At 46.1% G+C, this 21,417-nt stretch carries 24 protein-coding genes; 7 read left to right on the top strand and 17 right to left on the bottom strand.

Going from position 1 to position 21,417, the window contains the following annotated elements:
• Positions 1 to 179: 179 nt before the first annotated feature.
• The 6 genes from DDZ15_RS11735 to dinB form a co-directional block, all read right to left on the bottom strand.
• Entirely contained in the window at positions 180 to 710 is a 531-nt protein-coding gene (locus tag DDZ15_RS11735) for a transposase (protein ID WP_158278699.1), read from the bottom strand.
• A gap of 527 nt (positions 711 to 1,237) precedes the next feature.
• Positions 1,238 to 2,482 carry a hypothetical protein gene (locus tag DDZ15_RS11730; protein ID WP_109647294.1) on the bottom strand — a complete coding sequence of 415 codons (1,245 nt, stop codon included), beginning with the start codon at positions 2,480 to 2,482 and terminating at the stop codon, positions 1,238 to 1,240.
• A gap of 18 nt (positions 2,483 to 2,500) precedes the next feature.
• Positions 2,501 to 3,190 (bottom strand): anti-sigma factor family protein, encoded by a 690-nt coding sequence (locus DDZ15_RS11725; RefSeq protein ID WP_109647293.1) that lies wholly within the window; start codon positions 3,188 to 3,190, stop codon positions 2,501 to 2,503.
• Positions 3,183 to 3,752, bottom strand: coding sequence for an RNA polymerase sigma factor (locus DDZ15_RS11720; RefSeq protein WP_109647292.1), 570 nt, complete (start codon positions 3,750 to 3,752; stop codon positions 3,183 to 3,185). Before DDZ15_RS11720 ends, DDZ15_RS11725 begins: the two co-directional genes overlap by 8 nt.
• Before the next feature lie 100 nt (positions 3,753 to 3,852).
• On the bottom strand, positions 3,853 to 4,848 hold the full coding sequence (locus DDZ15_RS11715) for a metal-dependent hydrolase (protein WP_109647291.1): 996 nt from the start codon (positions 4,846 to 4,848) through the stop codon (positions 3,853 to 3,855).
• 74 nt (positions 4,849 to 4,922) lie between these two features.
• Positions 4,923 to 6,041: a DNA polymerase IV gene (gene dinB, locus DDZ15_RS11710; protein ID WP_109647290.1), complete on the bottom strand. Its 1,119-nt coding sequence runs from the start codon at positions 6,039 to 6,041 to the stop codon at positions 4,923 to 4,925.
• A gap of 93 nt (positions 6,042 to 6,134) precedes the next feature.
• Here dinB and DDZ15_RS11705 point away from each other — a divergent pair, with 93 nt between their 5' ends.
• The 4 genes from DDZ15_RS11705 to DDZ15_RS11690 all read left to right on the top strand — a co-directional run bounded on the left by DDZ15_RS11705 (position 6,135) and on the right by DDZ15_RS11690 (position 10,267).
• Entirely contained in the window at positions 6,135 to 6,419 is a 285-nt protein-coding gene (locus DDZ15_RS11705) for a hypothetical protein (protein WP_109647289.1), read from the top strand.
• Between the two features lie 66 nt (positions 6,420 to 6,485).
• Positions 6,486 to 7,016, top strand: coding sequence for a hypothetical protein (locus tag DDZ15_RS11700; protein WP_158278698.1), 531 nt, complete (start codon positions 6,486 to 6,488; stop codon positions 7,014 to 7,016).
• An 85-nt stretch (positions 7,017 to 7,101) separates the two neighbouring features.
• The gene (locus DDZ15_RS11695) at positions 7,102 to 8,505 is read left to right on the top strand and encodes a Glu/Leu/Phe/Val family dehydrogenase (protein ID WP_109647287.1); all 1,404 of its coding nucleotides are present in this window, start codon (positions 7,102 to 7,104) and stop codon (positions 8,503 to 8,505) included.
• 271 nt (positions 8,506 to 8,776) lie between these two features.
• Entirely contained in the window at positions 8,777 to 10,267 is a 1,491-nt protein-coding gene (locus DDZ15_RS11690) for a sodium/proline symporter (protein WP_109647286.1), read from the top strand.
• A gap of 194 nt (positions 10,268 to 10,461) precedes the next feature.
• Here DDZ15_RS11690 and DDZ15_RS11685 read toward each other — a convergent pair whose 3' ends face one another.
• Together DDZ15_RS11685 and DDZ15_RS11680 are read right to left on the bottom strand one after the other, a co-directional pair.
• A complete protein-coding gene (locus DDZ15_RS11685; RefSeq protein WP_109647285.1) occupies positions 10,462 to 11,853 on the bottom strand; it encodes a DEAD/DEAH box helicase in 1,392 nt (463 codons plus the stop codon).
• A gap of 107 nt (positions 11,854 to 11,960) precedes the next feature.
• Complete coding sequence (locus DDZ15_RS11680; RefSeq protein WP_158278697.1) at positions 11,961 to 12,824, bottom strand: CPBP family intramembrane glutamic endopeptidase; 864 nt, start codon at positions 12,822 to 12,824, stop codon at positions 11,961 to 11,963.
• Positions 12,825 to 12,910: 86 nt separating this feature from the next.
• Here DDZ15_RS11680 and DDZ15_RS11675 point away from each other — a divergent pair, with 86 nt between their 5' ends.
• Positions 12,911 to 13,540, top strand: a complete 630-nt coding sequence (locus DDZ15_RS11675; RefSeq protein ID WP_109647283.1) for an SOS response-associated peptidase — start codon at positions 12,911 to 12,913, stop codon at positions 13,538 to 13,540.
• A 192-nt stretch (positions 13,541 to 13,732) separates the two neighbouring features.
• The gene (gene secG / locus DDZ15_RS11670) at positions 13,733 to 14,113 is read left to right on the top strand and encodes a preprotein translocase subunit SecG (RefSeq protein WP_109647282.1); all 381 of its coding nucleotides are present in this window, start codon (positions 13,733 to 13,735) and stop codon (positions 14,111 to 14,113) included.
• 114 nt (positions 14,114 to 14,227) lie between these two features.
• Here the strand turns inward: secG and DDZ15_RS11665 are convergent, their stop codons facing one another.
• From DDZ15_RS11665 to DDZ15_RS11630, 8 genes are all read right to left on the bottom strand, one after another.
• Positions 14,228 to 14,770 carry a tetratricopeptide repeat protein gene (locus DDZ15_RS11665; protein ID WP_109647281.1) on the bottom strand — a complete coding sequence of 181 codons (543 nt, stop codon included), beginning with the start codon at positions 14,768 to 14,770 and terminating at the stop codon, positions 14,228 to 14,230.
• Positions 14,767 to 14,976, bottom strand: a complete 210-nt coding sequence (locus DDZ15_RS11660; protein ID WP_109647280.1) for a hypothetical protein — start codon at positions 14,974 to 14,976, stop codon at positions 14,767 to 14,769. Before DDZ15_RS11660 ends, DDZ15_RS11665 begins: the two co-directional genes overlap by 4 nt.
• Positions 14,973 to 15,620: a deoxynucleoside kinase gene (locus DDZ15_RS11655; RefSeq protein ID WP_109647501.1), complete on the bottom strand. Its 648-nt coding sequence runs from the start codon at positions 15,618 to 15,620 to the stop codon at positions 14,973 to 14,975. The genes DDZ15_RS11660 and DDZ15_RS11655 overlap by 4 nt, the downstream gene beginning before the upstream one ends.
• Positions 15,621 to 15,643: 23 nt before the next feature.
• Complete coding sequence (folK, locus tag DDZ15_RS11650; RefSeq protein ID WP_109647279.1) at positions 15,644 to 16,132, bottom strand: 2-amino-4-hydroxy-6-hydroxymethyldihydropteridine diphosphokinase; 489 nt, start codon at positions 16,130 to 16,132, stop codon at positions 15,644 to 15,646.
• Positions 16,120 to 16,479: a dihydroneopterin aldolase gene (gene folB, locus DDZ15_RS11645; RefSeq protein WP_158278696.1), complete on the bottom strand. Its 360-nt coding sequence runs from the start codon at positions 16,477 to 16,479 to the stop codon at positions 16,120 to 16,122. Before folB ends, folK begins: the two co-directional genes overlap by 13 nt.
• Before the next feature lie 59 nt (positions 16,480 to 16,538).
• Positions 16,539 to 17,978 carry a chromosomal replication initiator protein DnaA gene (gene dnaA, locus DDZ15_RS11640; protein ID WP_109647277.1) on the bottom strand — a complete coding sequence of 480 codons (1,440 nt, stop codon included), beginning with the start codon at positions 17,976 to 17,978 and terminating at the stop codon, positions 16,539 to 16,541.
• 395 nt (positions 17,979 to 18,373) lie between these two features.
• Positions 18,374 to 19,249 carry a peptide chain release factor N(5)-glutamine methyltransferase gene (prmC, locus tag DDZ15_RS11635; RefSeq protein WP_109647276.1) on the bottom strand — a complete coding sequence of 292 codons (876 nt, stop codon included), beginning with the start codon at positions 19,247 to 19,249 and terminating at the stop codon, positions 18,374 to 18,376.
• A gap of 18 nt (positions 19,250 to 19,267) precedes the next feature.
• Complete coding sequence (locus DDZ15_RS11630) at positions 19,268 to 19,654, bottom strand: hypothetical protein (RefSeq protein WP_109647275.1); 387 nt, start codon at positions 19,652 to 19,654, stop codon at positions 19,268 to 19,270.
• 199 nt (positions 19,655 to 19,853) lie between these two features.
• On the opposite strand from DDZ15_RS11630, the gene DDZ15_RS11625 reads away from it, so the two are divergent.
• Positions 19,854 to 20,681, top strand: a complete 828-nt coding sequence (locus DDZ15_RS11625; protein WP_109647274.1) for a hypothetical protein — start codon at positions 19,854 to 19,856, stop codon at positions 20,679 to 20,681.
• A 7-nt stretch (positions 20,682 to 20,688) separates the two neighbouring features.
• Here DDZ15_RS11625 and DDZ15_RS11620 read toward each other — a convergent pair whose 3' ends face one another.
• Complete coding sequence (locus DDZ15_RS11620; RefSeq protein WP_158278695.1) at positions 20,689 to 21,375, bottom strand: HAD family hydrolase; 687 nt, start codon at positions 21,373 to 21,375, stop codon at positions 20,689 to 20,691.
• Between the last annotated feature and the right edge of the window lie 42 nt (positions 21,376 to 21,417).

Below are 21,417 nucleotides of genomic sequence, written 5' to 3'. Positions count from 1 at the left end.
TCCTTAGTCCAGCGGGCAGCTTGCCCGCTTAACCTGCTTGCAGGGTTGCTCTTGAGGAGTTCTGCCGTAGGGCTTTGATGTGTTACTTCTTCTGCACGGTCAGGCTGACCGGAGGGGCACTACTTTATGTTGGAACATGTACCCCGGACAGCTTGTCCAAAGATTGTTTATTGAGCAAATTAAAAACTCTCCGAAAACTCGGGTTTACAGTAATTATATGGCCAATCCCACCAATCTGTTACAAGATTTATTTTGACGGGATTGTTTAATGTATACCTGATGGTGTTTTCCAGCTCTGTTTCACTTCGGATCATTCGGTCGTAGCTCTCTTCATGCCAGAAAGCACCGGTTCTGTTTAATTTCCTGTTGGCCATTAACGCGGTGTAGGACTTCAGGCTGTGCATGATTTTTGTTACCGGAAATGCTTTCTCCTTTTCTTTTTCGGGTATCGGGTTCAATTGATATGGAGAGAGATCTTTGAATACGATGTGCACGTGATTGCTCATAATGCAATAGGCATATAGATCGTATTCTTTACGATCGCGAAAATGAAGTGCTTCCATCACGATAGCAGCAATAGATTTTTTCTTCAGCCAATGAGGTCCTGTGCTCTGACTGTCCAATAATGACTCGTATTTTTTGAAAAACAATTCGTCAATCCTGCGTTTTCTGAGCTGATAATCGACGTCCTTGCAAAAATCTTTTTCCAAAAAATGCCTGGATTCCTTGAGTTGCAGAATCACTTCTTTAGGAAGAGAACCCGCTAATCGAAAGGTTACAAAGTACTCAGCCCCCGGCTCTTGCAAGTGCGGAAGATTTCTCCTGTAGAAAGGCATGGATGTAGGATTATATTCTCTCCGTTCAATTCAGGGAAATATTTGATTATTTAGAATAACATTCAACGGGTTTGTCCCAAGTTCCCTGGACATCCAGTCCGGGGTGTCTTATACCTTGAACGGTTGAAGGAGGGACTTCCTTAGTCCAGCGGGCAGCTTGCCCGCTTAACCTACTTGCAGGGTTGCTCTTGAGGAGTTCTGCCGTAGGGCTTTGATGTGTTACTTCTTCTGCACGGTCAGGCTGATCGTGAGACGGATAGTACCCTCCATCGATCATGCCCCCCGGTCAAGCTGACCGGGAGACAGGGTCAGATTATCCGAAGACTCCGTTAAAGGAACAAATAAAAAGCCGCTGACCTGTATCGGGTCAGCGGCTTTTTTCTGAGGTTTCACGGGTCAGGTTATCTACGCCTGATTTCTTCAATTTCCGGCTCAGCGCCCCGCTGCAGATCGCCTTTGATTATGCGGATTTGCGTGCGTTCTGGCAGCGACGGGTTCCGTCCTTCCCAGTGCAGGGTAATCACCAGCAGCTGATCCTCCTCAAGACTGGCCAGCGTTCCGGAATAATCTCGCATGGTTTGTATTAGCTCGTCCATCATCAGTTCGGCATCGCCTGACAGATCAACGCTGTCTCTCTCTGCAATCCGAAGTTCAAAACGCTGCCGCATCTGTTCGGCTTGCTGACGGGCCTGCTCAGCGTGCTGCCTGAGCTGCGCCGTATCGATCCGGATGCCCTCTGCATAAACCTTCATAGAATCGGCCATTCTCTGTATAGAAATGTCCATGCTGTCGAGATCAAACTCGAATCTGTTCTGATCCACATCAATGTCACCCAGATCGATCTCTATATCAAAATCCTCAAGATCCGCCTCGTCAAGATCTACGGCGATGTCTTCCAGAATTCCGAATGAAAACGAAGATCCTGTACCGACGCGTACGTGATAATGAACCCCGTAACCCGGCAGGTATTCGTAGGTGGGTTCACGCCGAACACGAAGATGTTCGGTTTCGGCGCTGTTCATGGCGGTTTCCAGGACAGAGGCAAAAATGTTAAGATCCCTCCTTTCATCCTGTTCACTTATATCCTGTATCGTCAGACGTTCGCGAAACTGACGTTCAGACAAATTTCCGGATGCATACGCTTTGATGTCGGACATGGATGCCCAGGCGGTGATTGTTTCAGGACTTTCATATGAAATCTCCTGTCGACGCCCAATTATGAAAACACTCCGGTTTATGGTATCGGAACCGTACGTGATTCGCACCTGCTCCCTGTCGGGCACGCTTCGCAGCTGCGCCGCATATCCGTTGTAGTACTCCAGCATTCTTTCCTCTACCCATTCTTTGGTTACAACACTACCGGATATTGTTTTGCTGCTGTCTCTGTCCATGTAAAACCTGGATTGGCTGATGTCAATTTTGAAGTGCACCCCTATGCCGGGTATGTATTCACCTTGTACCAATTTTTGCCCCCCCGGAAAAAAATTACGCGCATTGGAATCCGGGCTTTTAAATATCTCTTCCAGAATACTTTCGGCGATTCGGATCTGGGAGTCAATCTGATTATTGGCATTCTGAGCTTGTAACTGTTGTTCACCGAGCAGTATGGCAATGATAATCAGGATCAGTTTGATAAGTGTCTTCATAATATAAATGTTTAATCTTTATGGGTTGCTCAGTGCGTAGATAAGGTTGCCCAGTGTTTCATCTGTCTGCCGGAAGCGGGAGTAGGTGTCTCTCTCCAGCTGGTTGAAACCCTCTGAAATAAGCATCAGGTCCTGCTGACGGCGATCCTCATAGTAAGTCGTTAGAATGTTGATGGCCTCCTCAAGCTGCTCATTCTGTTGTGCCTGAGCCTGATCGAGCATGGCCGCCATCATGATGGCGTTCTCCTCGCGCATCTGGGTCACCACATTCAGCACATCTTCCTCGCTGAGTCCGGATTGTGATACGGCAGGAGGCTCACCGATTGTGAGATAGAACCCGCTCTCCGTTTTGCCAAACTCGATGCCGGCAAAAGCGGTAATAAATACACCGATCAGTAAGATGGCTGCCGCTGCAAGTCCGCGCCCGAACAGTGAGTAAATGGATGCTCCGCGGGCAGTGCGCTGTTCCGCATCAGGCAGCGACTCCCTGTCCGGTTCAGATGATTTATCATTCACCTGGAAGAGCAAACCGGATGGGGCTTCATACGGTATGTTCGAAAAAAGCGATCGCGCAGACTTCAGTTCATTCAGTTCATTCTGAAGCTCCTTATCGGCTGAAAGCTGCTTCTCAAATGCGGCTCTTTCCTCGCTTTCCATCTCATCGTAGAGATAGTCCATCAGACGGTTTCTGGTTTCTTCTTTATTCATGGTTCAGGTACTCCTTGGGTATGTTCCACTTTGTTAATGTGTTTCTGAGGGTTTTTAGCCCGTAATACATTCTTGATTTGATTGTATTTTCGGGCTCCTCAAGGATGTCGGCAATTTCCCGAAACTTCATCCCTTCATATTCTTTCAAAACAATAACAATTCGCTGTTCGTCAGGCAGCAGGACCAATGCATCCTGAATAATTTCGCCCAGCTCCCTGTTTTCCAGCTGTCCTGCGGGAGTGCGGCTGGGCGAATCGGCGATCAGTGTCTCTTCTCCGTTCAGAGGGGTTGACCTCCTGCGTCCTGCGCGCTTCAGTTCATCCAGGCAAAGGTTGTTGGCTATGCGGTAGATCCAGGACGAAAAACGGGCCGGATCATCCAGGTCCTGAACCTTTCTGTATACGCGAATCAATGTTTTTTGCGTAATCTCTCCGGCATCGTCTGCATTTCCAAAGAACCCGTATACAAACCGGTGAATTTTTCCCTGCCAGCGCTGTGCAAGCTCATTGAATGCGTTGGCATCCCCGTTTTGGGCCAGTCGTATCAGCGAAATGTCGTCCATTTCGTTCAATTTGACGCTGTTGTTATTGGTTTGTGGGTTTATGTTTAAGACGACAGGGGATTCAAAAAAGTTTTAGAGGAGCGAAAAAAATCGGCGAAGATTAATTATGTGTTAACATTCTGAGGTACTCATTCCTCACTTCCTGGCCCGAATCCCTGAAATAGAGAAAGGGTGCATGCCGGCCTGTCAGCGTGGTGTCTGCCTCTATGCCCCAGAGCGGGGTTATGGAAGTTGGCAGCATAGAGAACCTGGCGTCACCGATTACATCAGGGCGTTCAGGATGGCGCACCAGGTATCCATCGCTGAGTGCTTCAAAACGGAGCAGGTCACGATAGAGCGTGGTGCCTTCAATGTTTTTATATTCCGACTGCGGATTTACTTCATCACTGCTTTCGCCCTCATAAATTCGGATTCCTGAAAAAATACCGGTCCGGATGGCGTCTGTATAAATTTTGCCGCCCTGCTTGTAGTTAACCCGCCACAGAATCTGATTACCAAGCGTGGGCTTTACAACCCACTCTGTTGGAGAATGGGAACGGCTGTCCGCCAGGCGCTCCGCCGCCGATTCAGCACGCTGCTGCTGCAATAGACCATAAAGCAGAAACAGAGTCAGCCAGCCCAGGGACATGTATGCAAATCGTTTTTTCTTCTTTATCAGGGCCGGAACAACAAACAGAATCAGTCCGGCCGTAACGAGCGGATCAAAAATAGAAATAACGCTCCAGGCAATTCGGGTATCTGCAAATGGCCAGAGAAGCTGGGTACCGTAGCTGGTACAGGCGTCCAGTAGCCCTGCCGTTGAAAATCCCGCAAATGAGTAGATGTAAAGCTGGCGGAAATTCAACCGCTTTTTCAAAAAAAGATAGAGAACAACGGATACAAGCAGGGCGCCTGCGGGAATAAAAAGAAGCGAATGCGTAAACTGGCGGTGCATTTCAATGTTGAGCAGCGGATCGCTCGGGCTTGCAATAAAAATATCCAGGTCTGCCGCCATGGCGGAAAGAGCCCCTGTGAGCGCTGCAGGCCGGGCCTTCTCGCTGTCGGAGAACAGAAAGGCTGCCGAAGCTCCTACAAGGCCTTGGGTTACGGGATCCATGCTGATGCGGTGTGTATTCTGTTTTTACATTTCTTGTGATGCCGGGGTTCCGTTGGGATCATTGACAGCGATATCTACTTTGTGGTTTTCCCTGCGGCCAGCCTGAATGGCAGTTCAAGTTGTTCTCCAAAAGAACCGCCTTCTGTAAGGTTGAGGGATGATACGGAAATTCCCAGTAGCCTGACCTCCCTTATTCCAGCCTCCGTCTCAGCCAGCAGGGTTTTTGCCGTTGCTGCAAGCTCCTCAGCGCTATGGGTATAGTGGTGGAGAGTTGCACTTCTGGTTACGGTTTCAAAATTGCGGTAACGAACCTTTAGCGTTATGGTCTTGCCGGAAGCATCCAGTTTTTTCATCGATTGCGAGATTTTACCGGACAGCTCGTCCAGGAACTCATGAATCCATTCCAGGTCCGACACATCCTCAGAAAATGTGCGCTCTTTTCCGATCGACTTTCGAATTCGGTCCGGTTTAACGGTTCGGTTGTCAATGCCTCGTGCAATCCGGTAATAGTGGTGGCCCGACTTGCCGAACTGTTTAACCAGATCCACCTCACTCCATTTTTTCAGGTCCTTGCCTGTGCGGATGCCCAGCTTTTCCATTTTCTGTTGTGTTGCCTTTCCCACTCCGTAAAAGTCGCCGATGGGCAGCTGCTCGATAAATGCTTCGGCTTCATCGGGAGTGATGATGCTCAATCCGTTCGGCTTGTCAAGGTCGGAAGCGATTTTGGCCAGAAACTTATTTCCTGCAACACCTGCCGAAGCGGTCAGTTCCGTTGCATTGCGAATCCTTTTTTTAATCTCCCGTGCAATGAGGGTGGCAGAGGGGTTGTTTTTGCGGTTCACCGTAACGTCCAGGTAGGCTTCATCCAGGGAGAGAGGTTCCACAAGGTCAGTATATTCAAAAAAGATCTCGCGTATTTGACCCGATACCTCTTTGTAAACGTCAAACCGCGGTTTTAAAAAAACGGCATTCGGACAGAGCTGAACGGCACGCGATGCCGGCATGGCAGAATGTATACCGAATTTGCGTGCCTCATAGCTTGCTGCGGCTACCACTCCTCTTCCCTGAGGTGAGCCCCCAACAACTACGGGTTTGCCGCGATATTCCGGCTTGTCACGCTGCTCAACAGAGGCGTAAAAAGCATCCATATCCACATGAATGATTTTCCGGGGCTCAGCTGCTCTGCTATTCATGGGTAAATTTCGTCTGTGAATGAGGCAAAGAAACTTCTAAATTAGTACCTTTCTTGCTTTATGGAAAGAAACACAAATTTTAGGAATGATTGAATGGAAGAGTTAAACGGGGCCACTATTTACTGGCTGATATCCATCGGAATGCTTGTCGGTTATCTTACAGATCTGCTGATGATTAAAAGAGGCATCGGAACAATCGGTAATGTTGTGTGGGGCGCAGTCGGATCCCTGATAATTGGTGTAATCTGCATCATATTGGGCCTTTTCGGGCCATTGGTTTATGCTGCGTTGGGCTCTATTGCATTTTTGTTTTTAATAAATGTATTCAGTTTCCACTCTGACTCCGTAGCTGACGCCTCAGCAAGCGAACCTTATTAGACTCAGGCCCTTCATACATACAAGCATGTATGAAGGGGATGATTCGAAATCCGAAACTATTCTGCTTTGGATAAACTAAAGGAGACCACAGGTTACTCATACTGGTTGCTGCCGGATGAGTATGCTGCTCAAAATCTGTCCTCCCTTATAAATCAAATGGCTCTCCGCCTTTCTTCGCCGCCGTTCATACCCCATATCACGCTTTCGTCTGTACCCGAATCTGCTGCATATGAGCGGCTTGCAGATATTCTGGACTCATTTTCATCCCGAAACAGAACGTTAAATGTATATACAAAAGATTTGATTTGCGGAGACCCTCCCTTTCAGCGATTCTATATTTCGGTAAATAAGCCGGAAGAGCTCCTGGAATATTCTGAATCAATGGATTTACTTCTTGGGGGAAAATATGGCCGGAAAGAAAATTTTCATGCATCGATCTACTATGGATTTAACTCATGCAGTAAAATCAAAGACCAATTCAGTAAGCTTGAGATGGGGATTCCTGAAAAATTGCATATACAATCAATAGCTCTCGCGGAAATTAACGGTCTTCCCGACAGGTGGAAAATCGTACATAAAAAAAATCTGCTAAGCTAAAGGTTCAGAATGATTTGGATGTGAAAATCAGAATTACGACAATGCAATACGATTCATACTACCATAACTTACAACCCGATAAATAATGAAAGGATACAAGTTTTTCGAACAGGTTAACAAAGCCTTTGATAAGGCGGCAGCGTTTACAAATCACAGCAAGGGACTGCTCGAACAGATGAAGGCGTGCAATGACGTTTTGCACATTACCTTCCCTCTCGAAAGACAAGACGGGAGCATTGAGGTAATTCACGCATGGCGGGTCGAGCACAGCCATCACAAAATGCCGACCAAAGGCGGAATTCGTTACAGCATGACCGTGAATGAGGATGAGACGATGGCGCTTGCTGCACTGATGACCTATAAGTGCGCTGTAGTGGATGTACCGTTCGGCGGCGCCAAGGGTGGTATCATGATCGATCGGTCAAAATATTCAGAAGAGGAATTGGAAAAAATCACCCGGCGATATGCATTTGAGCTTTATAAAAAGAACTTTATAGGCCCGGGTAATGACGTGCCGGCTCCCGACTACGGTACCAGTTCAAAAGAGATGGCATGGATATTTGACACTTACAGGCAGATCAGTTCCGACATCAATGCGGAAGGCTGTGTAACCGGAAAACCTGTGGGACAGGGAGGAATTCGCGGCCGTACAGAGGCGACCGGACGAGGAGTCTTTTTTGGCATTAAGGAAGCCTGCGACAATGAGGAAGATATGAAAGCCATTGGGCTGGAGCGCGGCCTTGAAGGAAAAACATTTATTGTCCAGGGGCTGGGTAATGTTGGATACCATTCTGCCAAGTATATGATTGAGGGTGGAGCCCGGTTAATCGGCGTTGCTGAGATAGACGGCTCAATATATAGCGATAAGGGGATAGACCTGGAAAAACTGATGGCATACCGGGAGGAGTCCGGAGGCATTATCGGTTTTGAGGGCACCAAAACATTACGTTCGAGCAAGTCGGTACTTGAGAAAGAGTGTGATATACTGATACCGGCGGCATTGGAAAATCAGCTGAATGCGGATAATGCGGGTAAAATAAAGGCTAAAATCATTGGCGAGGCTGCCAACGGACCTACAACCGATGAAGCGCACGAAATTATTAAAAAACGTGGCGCACTGATCATTCCCGATAATTACCTGAACGCAGGCGGTGTAACGGTATCCTACTTTGAGTGGCTCAAAAATATTCAGCACGTCCGGTTCGGAAGAATGGGCAAGCGCTTTGAAGAGAATAGTTACAAGAAAATTCTGTCAGTGATTGAAACCATCTCAGACCGAAAGTTTACCGAAAAAGAGCTTGAATTTCTGGCCCAGGGAGGTGGTGAAAGGGAGCTAGTTGATTCCGGACTCGAAGAGACAATGGTGAATGCCTACCGGGAAATTAATGAGATCAGAAAGTCGAAGGGCGTAGACCTCAGAACGGCCGCTTTTATAAGTGCAATAGATAAAGTGGCGTTTATGTACGGCGGTATGGGAATATTTCCCTGATTAAAGCAGGCCTCAAAAAAAAAGAACCCGGCACTTTTCAGGGTGCCGGGCCTATGAACTATTTGATAGTCATTTCATTAACCAAAACATCATATCATAACTACGGGTATAGGCGCAGTTTGTTACAACAATTGCTCATAAATTTTTTCAGCAGGGGTAAATTTTTGTAAATAAAGGAGATTTTAGATGGTTTCATTTTATCTGATTATGTTTGTTTTGCCTCTACTGATTATCGCAGCAGCCTATTTCCTGTCACGCAGGCGGATAAACGATGAATGAAACCGAGTCACTATCAGTATCCCTTGACCTGTATGCTGCGGGTGCTTTTGCCGGTTATCTGGCACTTATTATAGGAATTGGCATATACGCTTCCAGGTTTTCTTCCCGCGGTATCAGTGAATATTTTATCGGCGGCAGGAAAATGAATCGCGTGGTGGTTGCTCTTTCTGCGGTAGTTTCAGGCAGAAGCGCATGGCTCTTGCTTGGGGTTACGGGTATGGCTTATGCCCAGGGTCCCTCAGCAATTTGGGCAGCCGTAGGCTATATCATTGTTGAACTGTTTCTTTTCCTCTATTACGCCCGCCGGTTACGGAACTTCACTGAACGATACGACTGCATCACCATTCCTGATTTCTTTGCAGAACGATTCGGTGATGATAATGGCCGGCTGAGATCAACCCTTGTTCTCATTTTCCTCATATTTATGATCGGCTATGTATCAGCACAGTTTGTAGCCGGAGGAAAAGCATTTTCATCGGGTTTCGGTTTCGAAATGCATACGGGAATCCTCCTCACAGCGGGTATCGTTCTTGTATATACACTTGTGGGCGGATTTCTTGCTGTCAGCCTGAGTGATATGATACAGGCAGTATTTATGATTTTTTCGCTGGTTCTGCTGCCCGTTATTGCCATCATCGATTTCGGAGGGCTTCCAGCTCTTCTTCAACAAATTTCGGCTCAGGATGTAATGTTTGTGGATCCGTTTTCGCTTTCGGCTGGTGCAGCCATTGGCTTTCTGGGCATTGGCCTGGGTTCACCGGGAAATCCGCATATCCTGGCCAGATACATGTCGATTGACGACTCAAAACAATTAAAAGCTGCTGCATTGATAGGTACCGGCTGGAATGTGATTATGGCCTGGGGGGCGGTTTTCATCGGGTTGGCGGGCAGAGCCTATTTTCCCGATGTTTCCATGCTTCCGGCCGGTGATACGGAGAATCTGTTTCCGGTGCTCGCCCAACAGCATCTTCACCCTGTACTATTCGGTATTGTGCTGGCGTCTATATTTGCAGCTATCATGTCCACGGCCGATTCACAGCTGCTGGTTGCCGCTTCAAGCGTAGTTCGCGACATCTATGAGAAGATTCTGAAAAAGGGTGAACATGTATCACAGAATAAGCTTGTCTTTTTGAGCCGCATGGTTGTTCTGTTCATCGTCATTATCTCACTGTTATTCGGCTTTCTGGCTGAGGATCTGGTTTTTTGGCTGGTGCTTTTTGCATGGGCAGGATTGGGAGCGGCCATTGGCCCCACATCCATTCTTGCCCTTTACTGGAGAAAGACTACCCGTGCCGGGATTTTTGCAGGCCTTTTTTCCGGAACGGCTGTCACCATAGTATGGTACTATATTCCATTATTGTCAGAGCTCATGTATGAACTTATTCCGGGATTTTTTGCATCCCTTTTGGCTACCTGGCTTGTAAGCCTATATACACAGGCTCCGGACGATACAGATCAAACGTTTAAAGCGATGCTGGATTAATCAACCGGATTCATGCAGCTTAAAGATCAGAGTGTATTCAACAGCGGCAGTCTGTCCTGAAAGAGAGTACGCCTTATGGCGGGGAGGGTGTTATGCAGGTGGAATCAGAAGTAAAATTAATGCTCAGCCCCATAGGAATCCCAGCGGGAAAGGGGGCATTTTAAATTAAACTTCTTATCTCGAACAGACGTGATTTATGAAAAGAGTTTCTTGAAGAAGCCGGCAAGGCCTTTTTCCTCTTTCTCCTCTTTTTTCTTCTTACCGCTTCTTCCGCCCTCAAGCTGATCGAATGTTGGCCTGGGTAGAGCGTCAAGGTTAACACCCTGCTTTTTCTTTGATCCCCGCTGGGGCCTTTTCTTGCCCCGGCCTCCCTTTTTGCCGCGTCCGCCGGATTTTTTTGAAGTTGTCTTTTTAGGTTTTTGCTTTCCCTTGGATCCATTCTCCTTCACCTCTTCGGGAAGGGGCACTTCTTCCGGCGCGTAACCAAGCGATCCGCAGATCGTCTGTATATCGCTTCTGTCTTGTTTGGAAACAAGGGATAGTATTCTGCTGGCTTTTCCATCGCCAACCAAATCAGCCCGCAGCCGGTACTCGTCCACCTCTTCGGGTACATCATAATTAATAACTTGCGTGGCGTATTCAAGCGGTATATCGGCGGCAGAAAGCTCACCTACTATAATATGCTGAACATTCCCGGAGGTAAAACGGCCCAATCGTTCATCAAAGGTATTCTTGTCTATCTGGTCATGAATACTAACGGCTCTCTTGTTGCTCTTTCTGAATATCTTGTAGAGTCTGTCTGCTGTGCGGCGGGAAGCTGTAAAGATGATTACCGTATCGGCCTGATGGCGTTTAAGATGCGCCATGAGGGTCGAGATTTTAGAGCGCGGCGGAACATTGATATAGTACTGCGTTAGGTCTTTGGTAATGGCAGGTTTTTCAGTCGTGCTCTCTTTTTCTTTTTTCTCCTTCTTAGCAACCGTTACCAGTTCAGGATCTGTGAGCAGGGATTTTTCAGCTTCGCGAAGCTGTTTGCTATCGCTGGAGGCTGTAAAGATACGCTGGCACGTACTTATAATCCTTTTGGAGATAGAGTCTACATCCTTCCAGGCTGAAATGTTTTCAGCCTGATCCACAATCATCTGCTCCACTTCCCGAAATATGGTGCGGCTCTCTTCGAGCAGGCTTGCAAGTCGGTGCGGGGTAGCAACGATAACAACCGGGCCGGCAGACAATGCTTTTTTCTGATCTTCAGGATCTCCATCTTCTGTAATACATGCACTCTCTATGGAAGCATGATAACCAATGGCCCATATCCATTCATCGAGTTGTTTAGCCCTCTCTTTGTCACCGGACAGAATAATGGCGCGGGTGCCCTGTCGCCGGTCTGTCTGAGCAATCTGATTCAGCAGGGAAATAAGATAACCTACCTCCGGCTGTTCATCGATTGTAGTATTAATGACCAGGTCATTCCCGGTTTGAACGGCTTTAAAGATTTTTTTCTGTAGAGAATTAGGGCTTTCAATTTTAGTGTCCTTCAGGCCCTTTAAAATATCTGAGCGTAGTCGAAACTGATTAAACGACAATGTTATACCTCATTTAATTCAATAATTCAATTTACAAGTAGCCGCGGCCATAAAAAGGACCCGGCTCAGCGTATTGATCCTGCCGGTGCTGCATGCTTACCGGACTATCAACCTCTATGTACAAAACGGCTGAGATAGACTCTATTGCATATGAGTAACATCATCAACCCGATCAATCCGGCGGCGCCCGCTTCGGGGCCAAATTGCCCGCCGGTAAAAACTTCCGGTCCGGTTACATCAACAGTCATCAAAATATGTTCGAATGTAGTACCACTGACCGGTAAGCCAAAAACTGCTCCCTGGAAAAAATTCCAGGAGAGGTGCATGCCAATTGGAATGGCAATGCTATTGGTTACAATATAAGGATAAGCGAACACCAATCCAGCAATCGAAATGTTCAAAGTTGATGCCCAGTCGGCATTTGGGTTCCAGGAGTGCATGAGCCCAAAAAAAACGGATGAAATCAGGACGGCAAGCAGCACGGCACCGCGGTTTCCCCAGGATCTTAAATAGAGCCCCTCTTTCAGATTTGTAATAAGAAAGCCTCGGAAATAAATTTCCTCCCATACACTTACGGCCGTCATCAGCAGCAGCAGATAGAGCAGCCCGCTAATGAATTGTATATCGAAATGAAATTGAAATGCATCGATCCTGACCCAGTCCATTGTCAGGCTTATCAAAAACAGGAACGTCATGGAGGCGGCTGCCATGATATTTCCGGCTGCAAAGTCGCGAACCCACGATCCGGATAGTGATAACCCGTAATTTCGGATGGACCGTTTATCCAGCTTTTTTGCAGCGAACCAAATCAATGGCACGATGAAGAGCGCCATAAAAATGGAAAAAGCGGAGCTGCCACTCGTTAAAACAGAAAAGAGAAGCATACCGCTCAACAGGAGTACAGAAAATATGAGAATCCTCCACGCTGCGCGAAGCCTGTTTTCATGATTGTTATAAAAGAGGATTTTCATTTTTGAACGCTGTAAAAAATAATTCATTTTTAAGGTAGTGTTATCTGGTAAGCAAAGCATTCAATATTAATCAGGCTATTTAAACTATGTCGAAGAGACTTGCCTTTTTTGTTTCAAAAGAAGAGGTGGAAAACCGGCTTGGCATTTCCACGATCAGGGATAATCTGTTTGAACCGGATTACAACATTACTCCGGGCAAGCATATCCCGGTGATTTACCGCGAGGATGAGGAAATTATTTTTAAAAGATTGAGATGGGGTCCGGAATCGGGCGGTAATGCGTTTATCAGGGTGGCTGATGCTGATAAAGAGCTGCAAAGCGGCAACACGTTTCGCTGTTCCGTATTGGCAAGCGGCTTTTTTATCTGGAAAGGTGACACAGAAAAGGGATATCCGTTCTTTGTACGCTTGCTTAACCACTCATTGCTTACCATGGCGGGAATTGTGTATGGGGGGCATACCGAACCAACTCATTTCAAAATCATTGAAGATGAATCGAATGTGCTGGTGCAGCCCATGTCGGAGTTTATGCCGGTTTTGCTGAATTCGGAGTATGTTGATAAATGGCTTCAAGGGAAAGGGAACCAGGCAGCACCCCTTCTCAGGGAGGCCCGTGATCAGATTCAGCTTACGGACATGTCGGTTTTGCGTGTAAGTAAAAAAGTGAATGATCCACAAAATAATGCACCTGAGCTGATACAGCCCATTCCCAAATAAAATAATGTGATGCAAGCAGTTCAGATTGTACGAAAATTGTTTTTCTCTGTCTGTCCTTCGTTCTCATATTTCATCAGAAGAGGGATATAATAAATTGGAGATGGATCGTTAAGTAAATAGAGGCTTTGTTAAGTCTGCGAAGACCCGTATTTTAAATGTTCTTTACATCCACCGAATTATATCATTAGTATCATGCTTTACGGAATAATTATCAGTTTAATTACCCTGATCTGCTTTTTGCTGATTATCGTTGTGCTTCTTCAGCCCGGGCAGCGTGAGGGTTTATCGGGAGGACTGGCAGCGGGTATGGCCGGAGGTTCCGCAATGGGCGCCCGCAGAACGGCCGATCTGCTCTCCAAAACAACAGCGATTCTTGCAGCTCTTTTTCTGTCGCTGAGCGTACTCGCAAATTTTGCAATCGATCGGGGATCTGCAAATCAAAGCACCATCCAGCAGCAGGGAATGGAGAATGTAAATCCATCAGATTTCACAATTCCATCTGAGTCTCAGCCTGCTGTTCCCCCTCAGCAGCAATCACAGGAGCAAACACAGGAAGAAGGGTCTGACCAGTAATAAGTAGTACGTAACGGTTTTGAAGAAAACTAAAAACCCTGCATGGTTACCATCATGCAGGTTTTTTTTATGGCCTTATAAGATTTGTTCGGCAGATGTAATTCAGTCCCGGTACTAATTTTCAAGCAACTCTCGTACATAATCATTTTCAGGATCCATTTTTAAAGCCTGCTCATAGTATGTTTTGGCTTTGTCATTATGGCCTCCTTTCTGCATAAGATCACCCATTAGAATCCAGTTTTCCACATCTCTGGGCTCTGCCCGGATCCGGTCAAGAAGATAACTTATCGCTTCCTGAGCTTTTCCTGACATAATTTTATAGAGAACCAGGTTCCGGTGGGCGGTAGAGAGGTTGTCAAGTGCAATTGAGCGTTCAAAATCTTCACGGGCTTTTTCCAAATCATCCGAGTTGAGATAGGAGTAACCTCTGAGGTTATAGAGGCGTCCGTTGTCTTCGTCGCGTTCAATGGCTTCGTTGAATGATTTGATACTGGGCTCCCACTGGTTCAGTTTTTGCATCACTTCACCTTCAAGAGTATAGCCTTCCGGGGCGTCAGGATTTAATCGTTGAAGATCCCTTGCTGCATCCAGGCTTTTATCAAGATCTTTTTCGTGCAGCAATTCATAACCTTGCTTATGCTTTTCTTCGAAACTCATGGTTCGTTACCTTTCTTCTCTTTGTGGGTTATATCTTCAAATTCAGCTTCCTCGATATGGTCGAGGTTTTTTCTTCGCCGTTTCTGTTCCGATCCGTTGCTGCCAAAAAAGGAGTTCGGTTTTTGATTTTTATTTCTGGCTCTTTGTCCGGTAATCAGCTTGTAAAGAATGTAGATAAAGAGTGCTATCAGAAGCCAGCGAATCATGAATCAGGAATAATGTGAATATGTGTGTTTCCTCTGATCGGTTGATCAAAAATCTGTTCTTCAATATACGACAGATGGGTTGGATTATTAACAAAATCGATTTCCGCAGCGTTGATGATCATTAATGGTGCTTTGTCGAAGTGATAGAAAAATTTGTTATAGGCATCGCTGAGCTCTTGCAGGTAGTCGCCGGTGATGTGTTTTTCATATGCGCGACCTCGTTTTTCAATATTTTTCATGAGCCTTTCTACCGTGCTTTGCAGATATATAACCAGATCGGGTTTCGCTGAAATTCCGGTCATAATGCCGAAAATGTTGTCGTAAAGCCCCATCTCATCTTCATCAAGGTTCAGACGCGCAAAAATACGGTCTTTCTCAAAAATATAATCGGAGATGATGAAATCATCGAACAGCTCGCGGCCGGTTACACGTTGCTGCTGTTTAAAACGGCTCGCTAAAAAGGCGAGCTGGGTTTGAAAAGCGAAACGTTTCCGGTTTTCGTAAAATTTGGGCAAAAATGGGTTTTCTTCAAACTGCTCGAGCACCAGCCGCGCACCATTGCGCTCCGCAAGGATTTGTGCGAGCGACGTTTTACCTGCGCCAATCACGCCTTCTATAGCAATAAAATCGAACTTATTGGGCATCTCGCTAACCGGCAAGCCACAGCTTACCAGCGTAGGTCTGTTTTTTTGATTTCGATTTCAGGAGCCTTACCGACTATCTCCCTGAGTCCCTTCTGATTTCTGGGATCTGTCCATTCGGGAATAATTTCCATCATGGGGCATAGCACAAACAGGCGCCGGTGATACTCCGGATGTGGAATAATAAGGGTCTCCCGATCAATCACCAAGTCCCCAAACCCAATGATGTCAAGGTCGAGTACCCGCGGCCCCCACCGTTGCGGATCTTTTTCACGGCCGCATTTCCGCTCAAAGTCTTTTAAGAGATTCAGGAGCTCATCCGGTTTACGGGTTGTTTCAATTAAAATTGCACTGTTGAGAAAGGTATATTTAGCGTCACCCACCGGTTCCGATTCCCATATGGAGGATTTTTTTACGATACCTTCGCTTAATTCGGACAAAAATTTCCCCGCTTTCTTCAGATAATCGTGACGATCACCCAGGTTGGATCCCGCTGCGATGATTACCGTGTCCATTCCATGGTTATTTCTGCGTAAAGTGCGTCTGTTTGAAGGGGAGGATTGAGTTTGCGAACGGATACCTGAAGGGTTTCAACGATAGAATAACGATTGAAGAGGGCCTCCCCAATTTCAGCGCAAAGAGTTTCAATCAGATATTCGGACCTTCCATTCATGATGGAGCGTACGGCCTTTTCTGCCTGCTCATAATCGAACGTTTTCGAAAGCTCTTCGCCGCCTGCCGACTTCCTGAAATGGCCTTTTGCTACAAGGTCTACCTCAAACTGATTGCCGTGTACTCTTTCCTCTTCATAAAACCCGTGTTTTGCATGGTAAGAAAGAGATTTAAGTGTAATGGTGTCCAAAGTAATTGAGGCAGATTGATTGCTGGATCAGATGAGCTATAAGTTGAAGCAGGTCGGGTTTACAGCGTTGCCACCTCGATCTTCTGCTCCAGTTCGCTCAGCATCCGCTTGTGTTTGGGGCTTGTTGACAACCTCTCTTCAACCGTTGATATCGCATGGATTACGGTGGAGTGATCGCGGCCGCCAAACTGTAGCCCAATCGTTTTAAGACTCGATTTGGTGAATTTTTTGGAGAGATACATTGCAATTTGCCGGGCCTCAACAATCTCCTGTTTGCGGGTTTTTTCGCGCACCTTGTTGGTGTCGATTCCGAAATACTCGCAAACGTAATTTTGTATGGATTCGATCGAAACCTGCGTGTGTGAGCTTTTAACCATGTCCTTGAGCACCGACTTAGCCATATTCAGGTCGATCTCATCCACGTGTTTCAGGGATGCTGTGGCAAGAAGCTTAATTACGGCACCTTCAAGATCGCGTACGTTCGATTTGAAATTATGCGCTATGAACTCAATAATGTTCGAGTCGATATTGATGCCGTTGTCGTTTGCCTTGCGTTCAAGTATGGCGTAGCGAGTTTCATACTCCGGAATCTGCAAATCAGCGCTGAGGCCCCAGCTGAAGCGTGAAATGAGGCGGTCTTCTATATCGGGAATGTCTTTGGGAGCCCTGTCGCTGCTCAGAATAATCTGTTTTCCGTCCTGATGCAGGGCATTGAAAATATGAAAAAATTCTTCCTGGGTTTTTTCCTTGCCGCTGAAGAACTGAATGTCATCAACGATGAGAACATCAATATTTCGGTAAAAGGTAGTGAATTCACTGGCGCGGTTGTTCCGGATCGCCTGTACAAATTCGTTGGTGAAGGTTTCGGAGGAGACATACAAGACAGAATATTCATCTCCGAAATCGTGTTTTATCTTATTCCCTATACTCTGTACCAGGTGTGTCTTTCCAAGCCCGGTACCTCCATACACAAAAAGGGGATTGAAAGAATTGTTGCCCGGGTTCTCAGCAATGGCCATGGCGGCAGATCGTGCAAGGCGGTTGCAGTCGCCTTCAATAAACCGGTCGAACACATAGCTTATATTCAGGTTCGAATCGATATTGGTTTTTCTGATTCCCGGTATGACAAACGGATTTTCGATCTTGCCCGGATGGTAATCGGTAAACGTATTCATTTCCTGTGGCTTTGACGGACCCATAGGCCGTTGCGGCAGGCGAATGGATCGGTTGTCCTCCAGGCGGTCCGATTTTTCAACCAGGACAGAATACTCAAGCTTCCCGTTCTTACCCAGAACCTTTGCTATTGTAGAGCGGAGCATATTATAGTAATGCTCCTCCAGCCACTCATACCAGAATTGACTTGGAACCTGAATGGTGAGTGTATCATCAGCCAGTTTAACCGGCTTGATCGGCTCGAACCATGATTTATATTTTTGGTAACTGATGTTGTCCTGGATAATCTCCAAACACTCTTTCCAGGCACCCTCAGCAGTTAGCATTTTCAACGTATAGCCTCCTAAAAAAAGTCAAAAAAAATTTGCAATTGTCCCTTAAGTTATCCACACATAAAAACAGGAGCTGAATCATTGTCTGACAGGAAAATGTGAATTTCCGGACGTCAAATCAAAATTTAGTTTTCAAAAAAGAGCAAAGTTATCCACATTTTTATAAATACCATAATACCAAGGGAGGCAATCAATTAAGGTTTTAAGCCCAAAGTTGCAAAAAAGCACTTGACACCCCCTAACAATTACGTAACGCGTATTTAACAAAAAAGTGAACCCGCGTTGTTGCTCTCAAAAAACTTTTCCACAAGTTGTCCACATTAATTTTCAGCGAGTATCGACCGCATGAGAGAAGTTATGGATCTTAGCAAAAACCGGTTGTCCGTAAATTACTTAGGAGAGTCTGAAGCAGCAATAAACCGGTCCTTCATATCAAGGTCAGGGATCAGTTCTGCCTGTGAATAGTATCTGGCCACAATATCCAGGATTTCTGCAGCGAACTTATGATTGCACTCAAGATAAAGTACTGCATGCCGGGACGATGCATAATTTGCAACAGAATCGTAAATCTGAAGCGGACTGTCGTGAAACAGTGCCCCGGAAGGTTCGTAATTTATGACCTGCGGATCCAGTTCGTCAGCTTCTTCATGGGTTATGTATGGTGGATTAGATATAATAATATCGGGCTGAAGAGAACTGATGGCATCCGAACCGTGAAGGTTGAAAAGGTCCCCTTTTAGAAATAGGACTTCCGTGTTGTTCAGTTCTGCATTAGAACGAGCCGTTCGAAGGGCTTCCTCGGAAATATCTATACCCACACACATCCATTCAGGTGCATGCTTTTTGATTGCAATAGGAATACACCCGCTTCCCGTGCCGATATCCAGAACAGTTAGTGAAGTCTCTTTCTGACTGGCATGTCGTTCAAGAATGATTTCCGTCAGCTGCTCCGTCTCCTGACGGGGTATCAAAACAGATGGATTGACCTGGATTGTACACCCCAGAAATTCTGTGCTACCCGTTATGTACTGGAGAGGTTCATGCAGCGCCCTTTTTTTGACAAGCGGTCTTAAGGTCTCGAGATCTTCCGGTGATAGAGGCCTGTCGAACTGGAGATAAATATCAAGACGGCGAACGTCAAGAACATATGCGAGCAGCCACTCCATGCTAAGCCTGGCTGAGTCCACGCCTTTTTTTTTCAGGTAACCCGTACCCCATTCAAGCATAGACAGTACAGTCCATACCTGATCGGAATTGGTGCTCATAGGAGGGGAGGATTTTACTTATTCTTCCTCTGCCGGAGGAGATTCTACTTCTTCCTGAAGAGACAGGCCAAAACGCTTGGAATAATCCATAATGAAATCAACCACGTCGGATTCAATATTTTTATCTTCTGAGAGCGAGCTTCCGCGAAATCCCATTCGCCCGCCCGCTTTCTTCAGCTCAATACGTGTTTGAGATGCTGTGCACTCAATAACGCACGTGAGCGTGATCGTGGCATTTATTTGTTTTTCGAATTGTTCATATACAGCAACGTAAATTTCGTCCTTGTTGGCAGAGGATGTATATGTATAGAGATATTTGGGTTCAAGAGAATCAAAAAGTTTAGCAGGCAGCCTTCTCAATGTGTCATTAGGGCCGTATACCAGGTATTTTGTGATATTATTCATAGATCACCGAATCGTGTTGATGGGATACTGTGAGGCTAAAATTCTGCAGGAATAAAAGCCTAAATACAACAATAATCAAATTCCGTTTTTGAATCAGAATGGGAAGAGTAACTTTAATACTCTTTTGTGATATTGTTCATGCAATGTAATGGAATGAAAAAACGTTAGATTCACATCAAAAATAACGCAACTTAACATTATGACTTTTTCGTACGGGCGATTTTCAACCCTGCTGCTATTACTGATCTTCTTTTTCTCCATTCAAAATAGCTCAGCCCAGATAGTTGAACCGGAGGTTATTCCCACTCCACGAAACATCAACACACTGGAGCAGGCCTATGATGCAGGATTCGGAATAGGAGTTAACATGAATAACTTCGGCTTTGGGCTGGCCTCAGAGTACAGAAATGTTATCGCACCCCAGTCCGAGTTTGTAGCCAAGATTGGCATTACCGGCCTGCGGGATGCGAGTGAGCAGACGTTTACAGATATATTCTTTGGCCAGCAGATTGTACCCAATAAGTTTAAGCGTGGTTTTGCATTTCCACTGATGCTTGGTGTACGCCAGCGTGTGTTTTCAGATATTGTTCAGGATAATTACCGGTTTTTCGTAACCGGTTTGGTTGGAGGTACAGCGGCATTTACCTATCCCTATTTTGAGGATATCAATAATAACGGCTACAGGGAGCAGTTCGTCGACTTTTTTGAACCGGTGAACGATATATTCACAGGATGGAGTGACGGACAGTGGCACTTTGGCGGTGCCGGTGAGCTCAAGCTGGGCGTTGACATTGGCAGGAATGCCACACGGCTCAACTCCATTGAGTTCGGGTACTATTTTTACTATTTCCCGGATGGAATACAAATTATGATGCCGAATCAGCCAATCATCAATCCAAATGCAGCACCGGGTCAGAATCCTTTCCTGGTGGATCAGGACGGCGATCTCATTCTTGAACCGTTTTTTTCACCACAGAAATTTTTCGGTACCCCCCAAATCACCTTTACATTTGGCTGGCTCTGGTAAAATCGTTTCAATAAGCCACAACCCAATCATCCGGGTTTTTCATGCTTGAAATGATAGTGTCAGGCTGAAATTTTGTGAGCTCATCTTCGCTGTAACTGCCGGTAGTTACAGCCACCACCCTGGCTCCGAAATGTTTTGCACACCGGATATCATTCGGAGTATCCCCGATAACAAGGTAGCGTTCCGGTTCAGGGGATATGCCGCTAAAAGCCGTGTAGCTGGCATGCGCTTCTCCGGGAAGGTGAATTCTGTCGGCATGATCGCACCCAAAACCGCCGAAGTCAAAACGCCCGCCCAATCCGGCCGCTTCCACTTTCTTATAGGCAATCTCCCTGAAATTACCGGTACATAATCCCATCTGATACCCGTTCTCTTTAAGGTAATGAATGGTTTCGGTTACACTATCGATTTGGAGCACGGCAGAACGATCCAGCTCATTAAGCATCACCTTCAAGTACGCCTGCTTTAACCGGTTAAAATGCATGTCATGTTCTTCGGAATTGGGTTTACTGCCTGACGAGCTTACAAGTTCGTTGAAAATGTCGCGATCTGTTCGTCCTGCAAAAGAGATGTTTTTCAGGTTGTCAGGGGATATATCCTGCTCTTTCATGATGTCTGCGAGTGCATTTCGCAAAAATTTTCTTTTCACATGAAGCAGGGTGCCGTCGATGTCAAACAAAAGGATTGGTTTCAAGGGATTTTCTTTATGAAAAGAGTAATTAGCGTTACATTTAAA

Origin of the sequence: Rhodohalobacter mucosus, from assembly GCF_003150675.1 — a bacterium.
Taxonomy (GTDB): Bacteria; Bacteroidota; Rhodothermia; order Balneolales; family Balneolaceae; genus Rhodohalobacter; species Rhodohalobacter mucosus.
The sequence above is the reverse complement of the archived record's forward strand: the minus strand, read 5'-3'. Positions and strand labels throughout refer to the sequence as shown.

What these genes read in the sequence shown, in the direction of transcription:
- DDZ15_RS11675 (WP_109647283.1), top strand. Translation starts at nt 12,911, where the DNA reads ATGTCGAAGAGACTTGCCTTTTTTGTTTCAAAAGAAGAGGTGGAAAAC.
- DDZ15_RS11665 (WP_109647281.1), bottom strand. Translation starts at nt 14,770, where the DNA reads ATGAGTTTCGAAGAAAAGCATAAGCAAGGTTATGAATTGCTGCACGAA.
- prmC (WP_109647276.1), bottom strand. Translation starts at nt 19,249, where the DNA reads ATGAGCACCAATTCCGATCAGGTATGGACTGTACTGTCTATGCTTGAA.
- DDZ15_RS11715 (WP_109647291.1), bottom strand. Translation starts at nt 4,848, where the DNA reads ATGGATCCCGTAACCCAAGGCCTTGTAGGAGCTTCGGCAGCCTTTCTG.
- DDZ15_RS11705 (WP_109647289.1), top strand. Translation starts at nt 6,135, where the DNA reads ATGGAAGAGTTAAACGGGGCCACTATTTACTGGCTGATATCCATCGGA.
- dnaA (WP_109647277.1), bottom strand. Translation starts at nt 17,978, where the DNA reads ATGCTAACTGCTGAGGGTGCCTGGAAAGAGTGTTTGGAGATTATCCAG.
- DDZ15_RS11680 (WP_158278697.1), bottom strand. Translation starts at nt 12,824, where the DNA reads ATGAAAATCCTCTTTTATAACAATCATGAAAACAGGCTTCGCGCAGCG.
- DDZ15_RS11655 (WP_109647501.1), bottom strand. Translation starts at nt 15,620, where the DNA reads ATGCCCAATAAGTTCGATTTTATTGCTATAGAAGGCGTGATTGGCGCA.
- DDZ15_RS11690 (WP_109647286.1), top strand. Translation starts at nt 8,777, where the DNA reads ATGAATGAAACCGAGTCACTATCAGTATCCCTTGACCTGTATGCTGCG.
- dinB (WP_109647290.1), bottom strand. Translation starts at nt 6,041, where the DNA reads ATGAATAGCAGAGCAGCTGAGCCCCGGAAAATCATTCATGTGGATATG.
- folK (WP_109647279.1), bottom strand. Translation starts at nt 16,132, where the DNA reads ATGGACACGGTAATCATCGCAGCGGGATCCAACCTGGGTGATCGTCAC.
- secG (WP_109647282.1), top strand. Translation starts at nt 13,733, where the DNA reads ATGCTTTACGGAATAATTATCAGTTTAATTACCCTGATCTGCTTTTTG.
- DDZ15_RS11720 (WP_109647292.1), bottom strand. Translation starts at nt 3,752, where the DNA reads ATGGACGACATTTCGCTGATACGACTGGCCCAAAACGGGGATGCCAAC.
- DDZ15_RS11630 (WP_109647275.1), bottom strand. Translation starts at nt 19,654, where the DNA reads ATGAATAATATCACAAAATACCTGGTATACGGCCCTAATGACACATTG.
- DDZ15_RS11725 (WP_109647293.1), bottom strand. Translation starts at nt 3,190, where the DNA reads ATGAATAAAGAAGAAACCAGAAACCGTCTGATGGACTATCTCTACGAT.
- DDZ15_RS11625 (WP_109647274.1), top strand. Translation starts at nt 19,854, where the DNA reads ATGACTTTTTCGTACGGGCGATTTTCAACCCTGCTGCTATTACTGATC.
- DDZ15_RS11695 (WP_109647287.1), top strand. Translation starts at nt 7,102, where the DNA reads ATGAAAGGATACAAGTTTTTCGAACAGGTTAACAAAGCCTTTGATAAG.
- DDZ15_RS11660 (WP_109647280.1), bottom strand. Translation starts at nt 14,976, where the DNA reads ATGATTCGCTGGCTTCTGATAGCACTCTTTATCTACATTCTTTACAAG.
- DDZ15_RS11730 (WP_109647294.1), bottom strand. Translation starts at nt 2,482, where the DNA reads ATGAAGACACTTATCAAACTGATCCTGATTATCATTGCCATACTGCTC.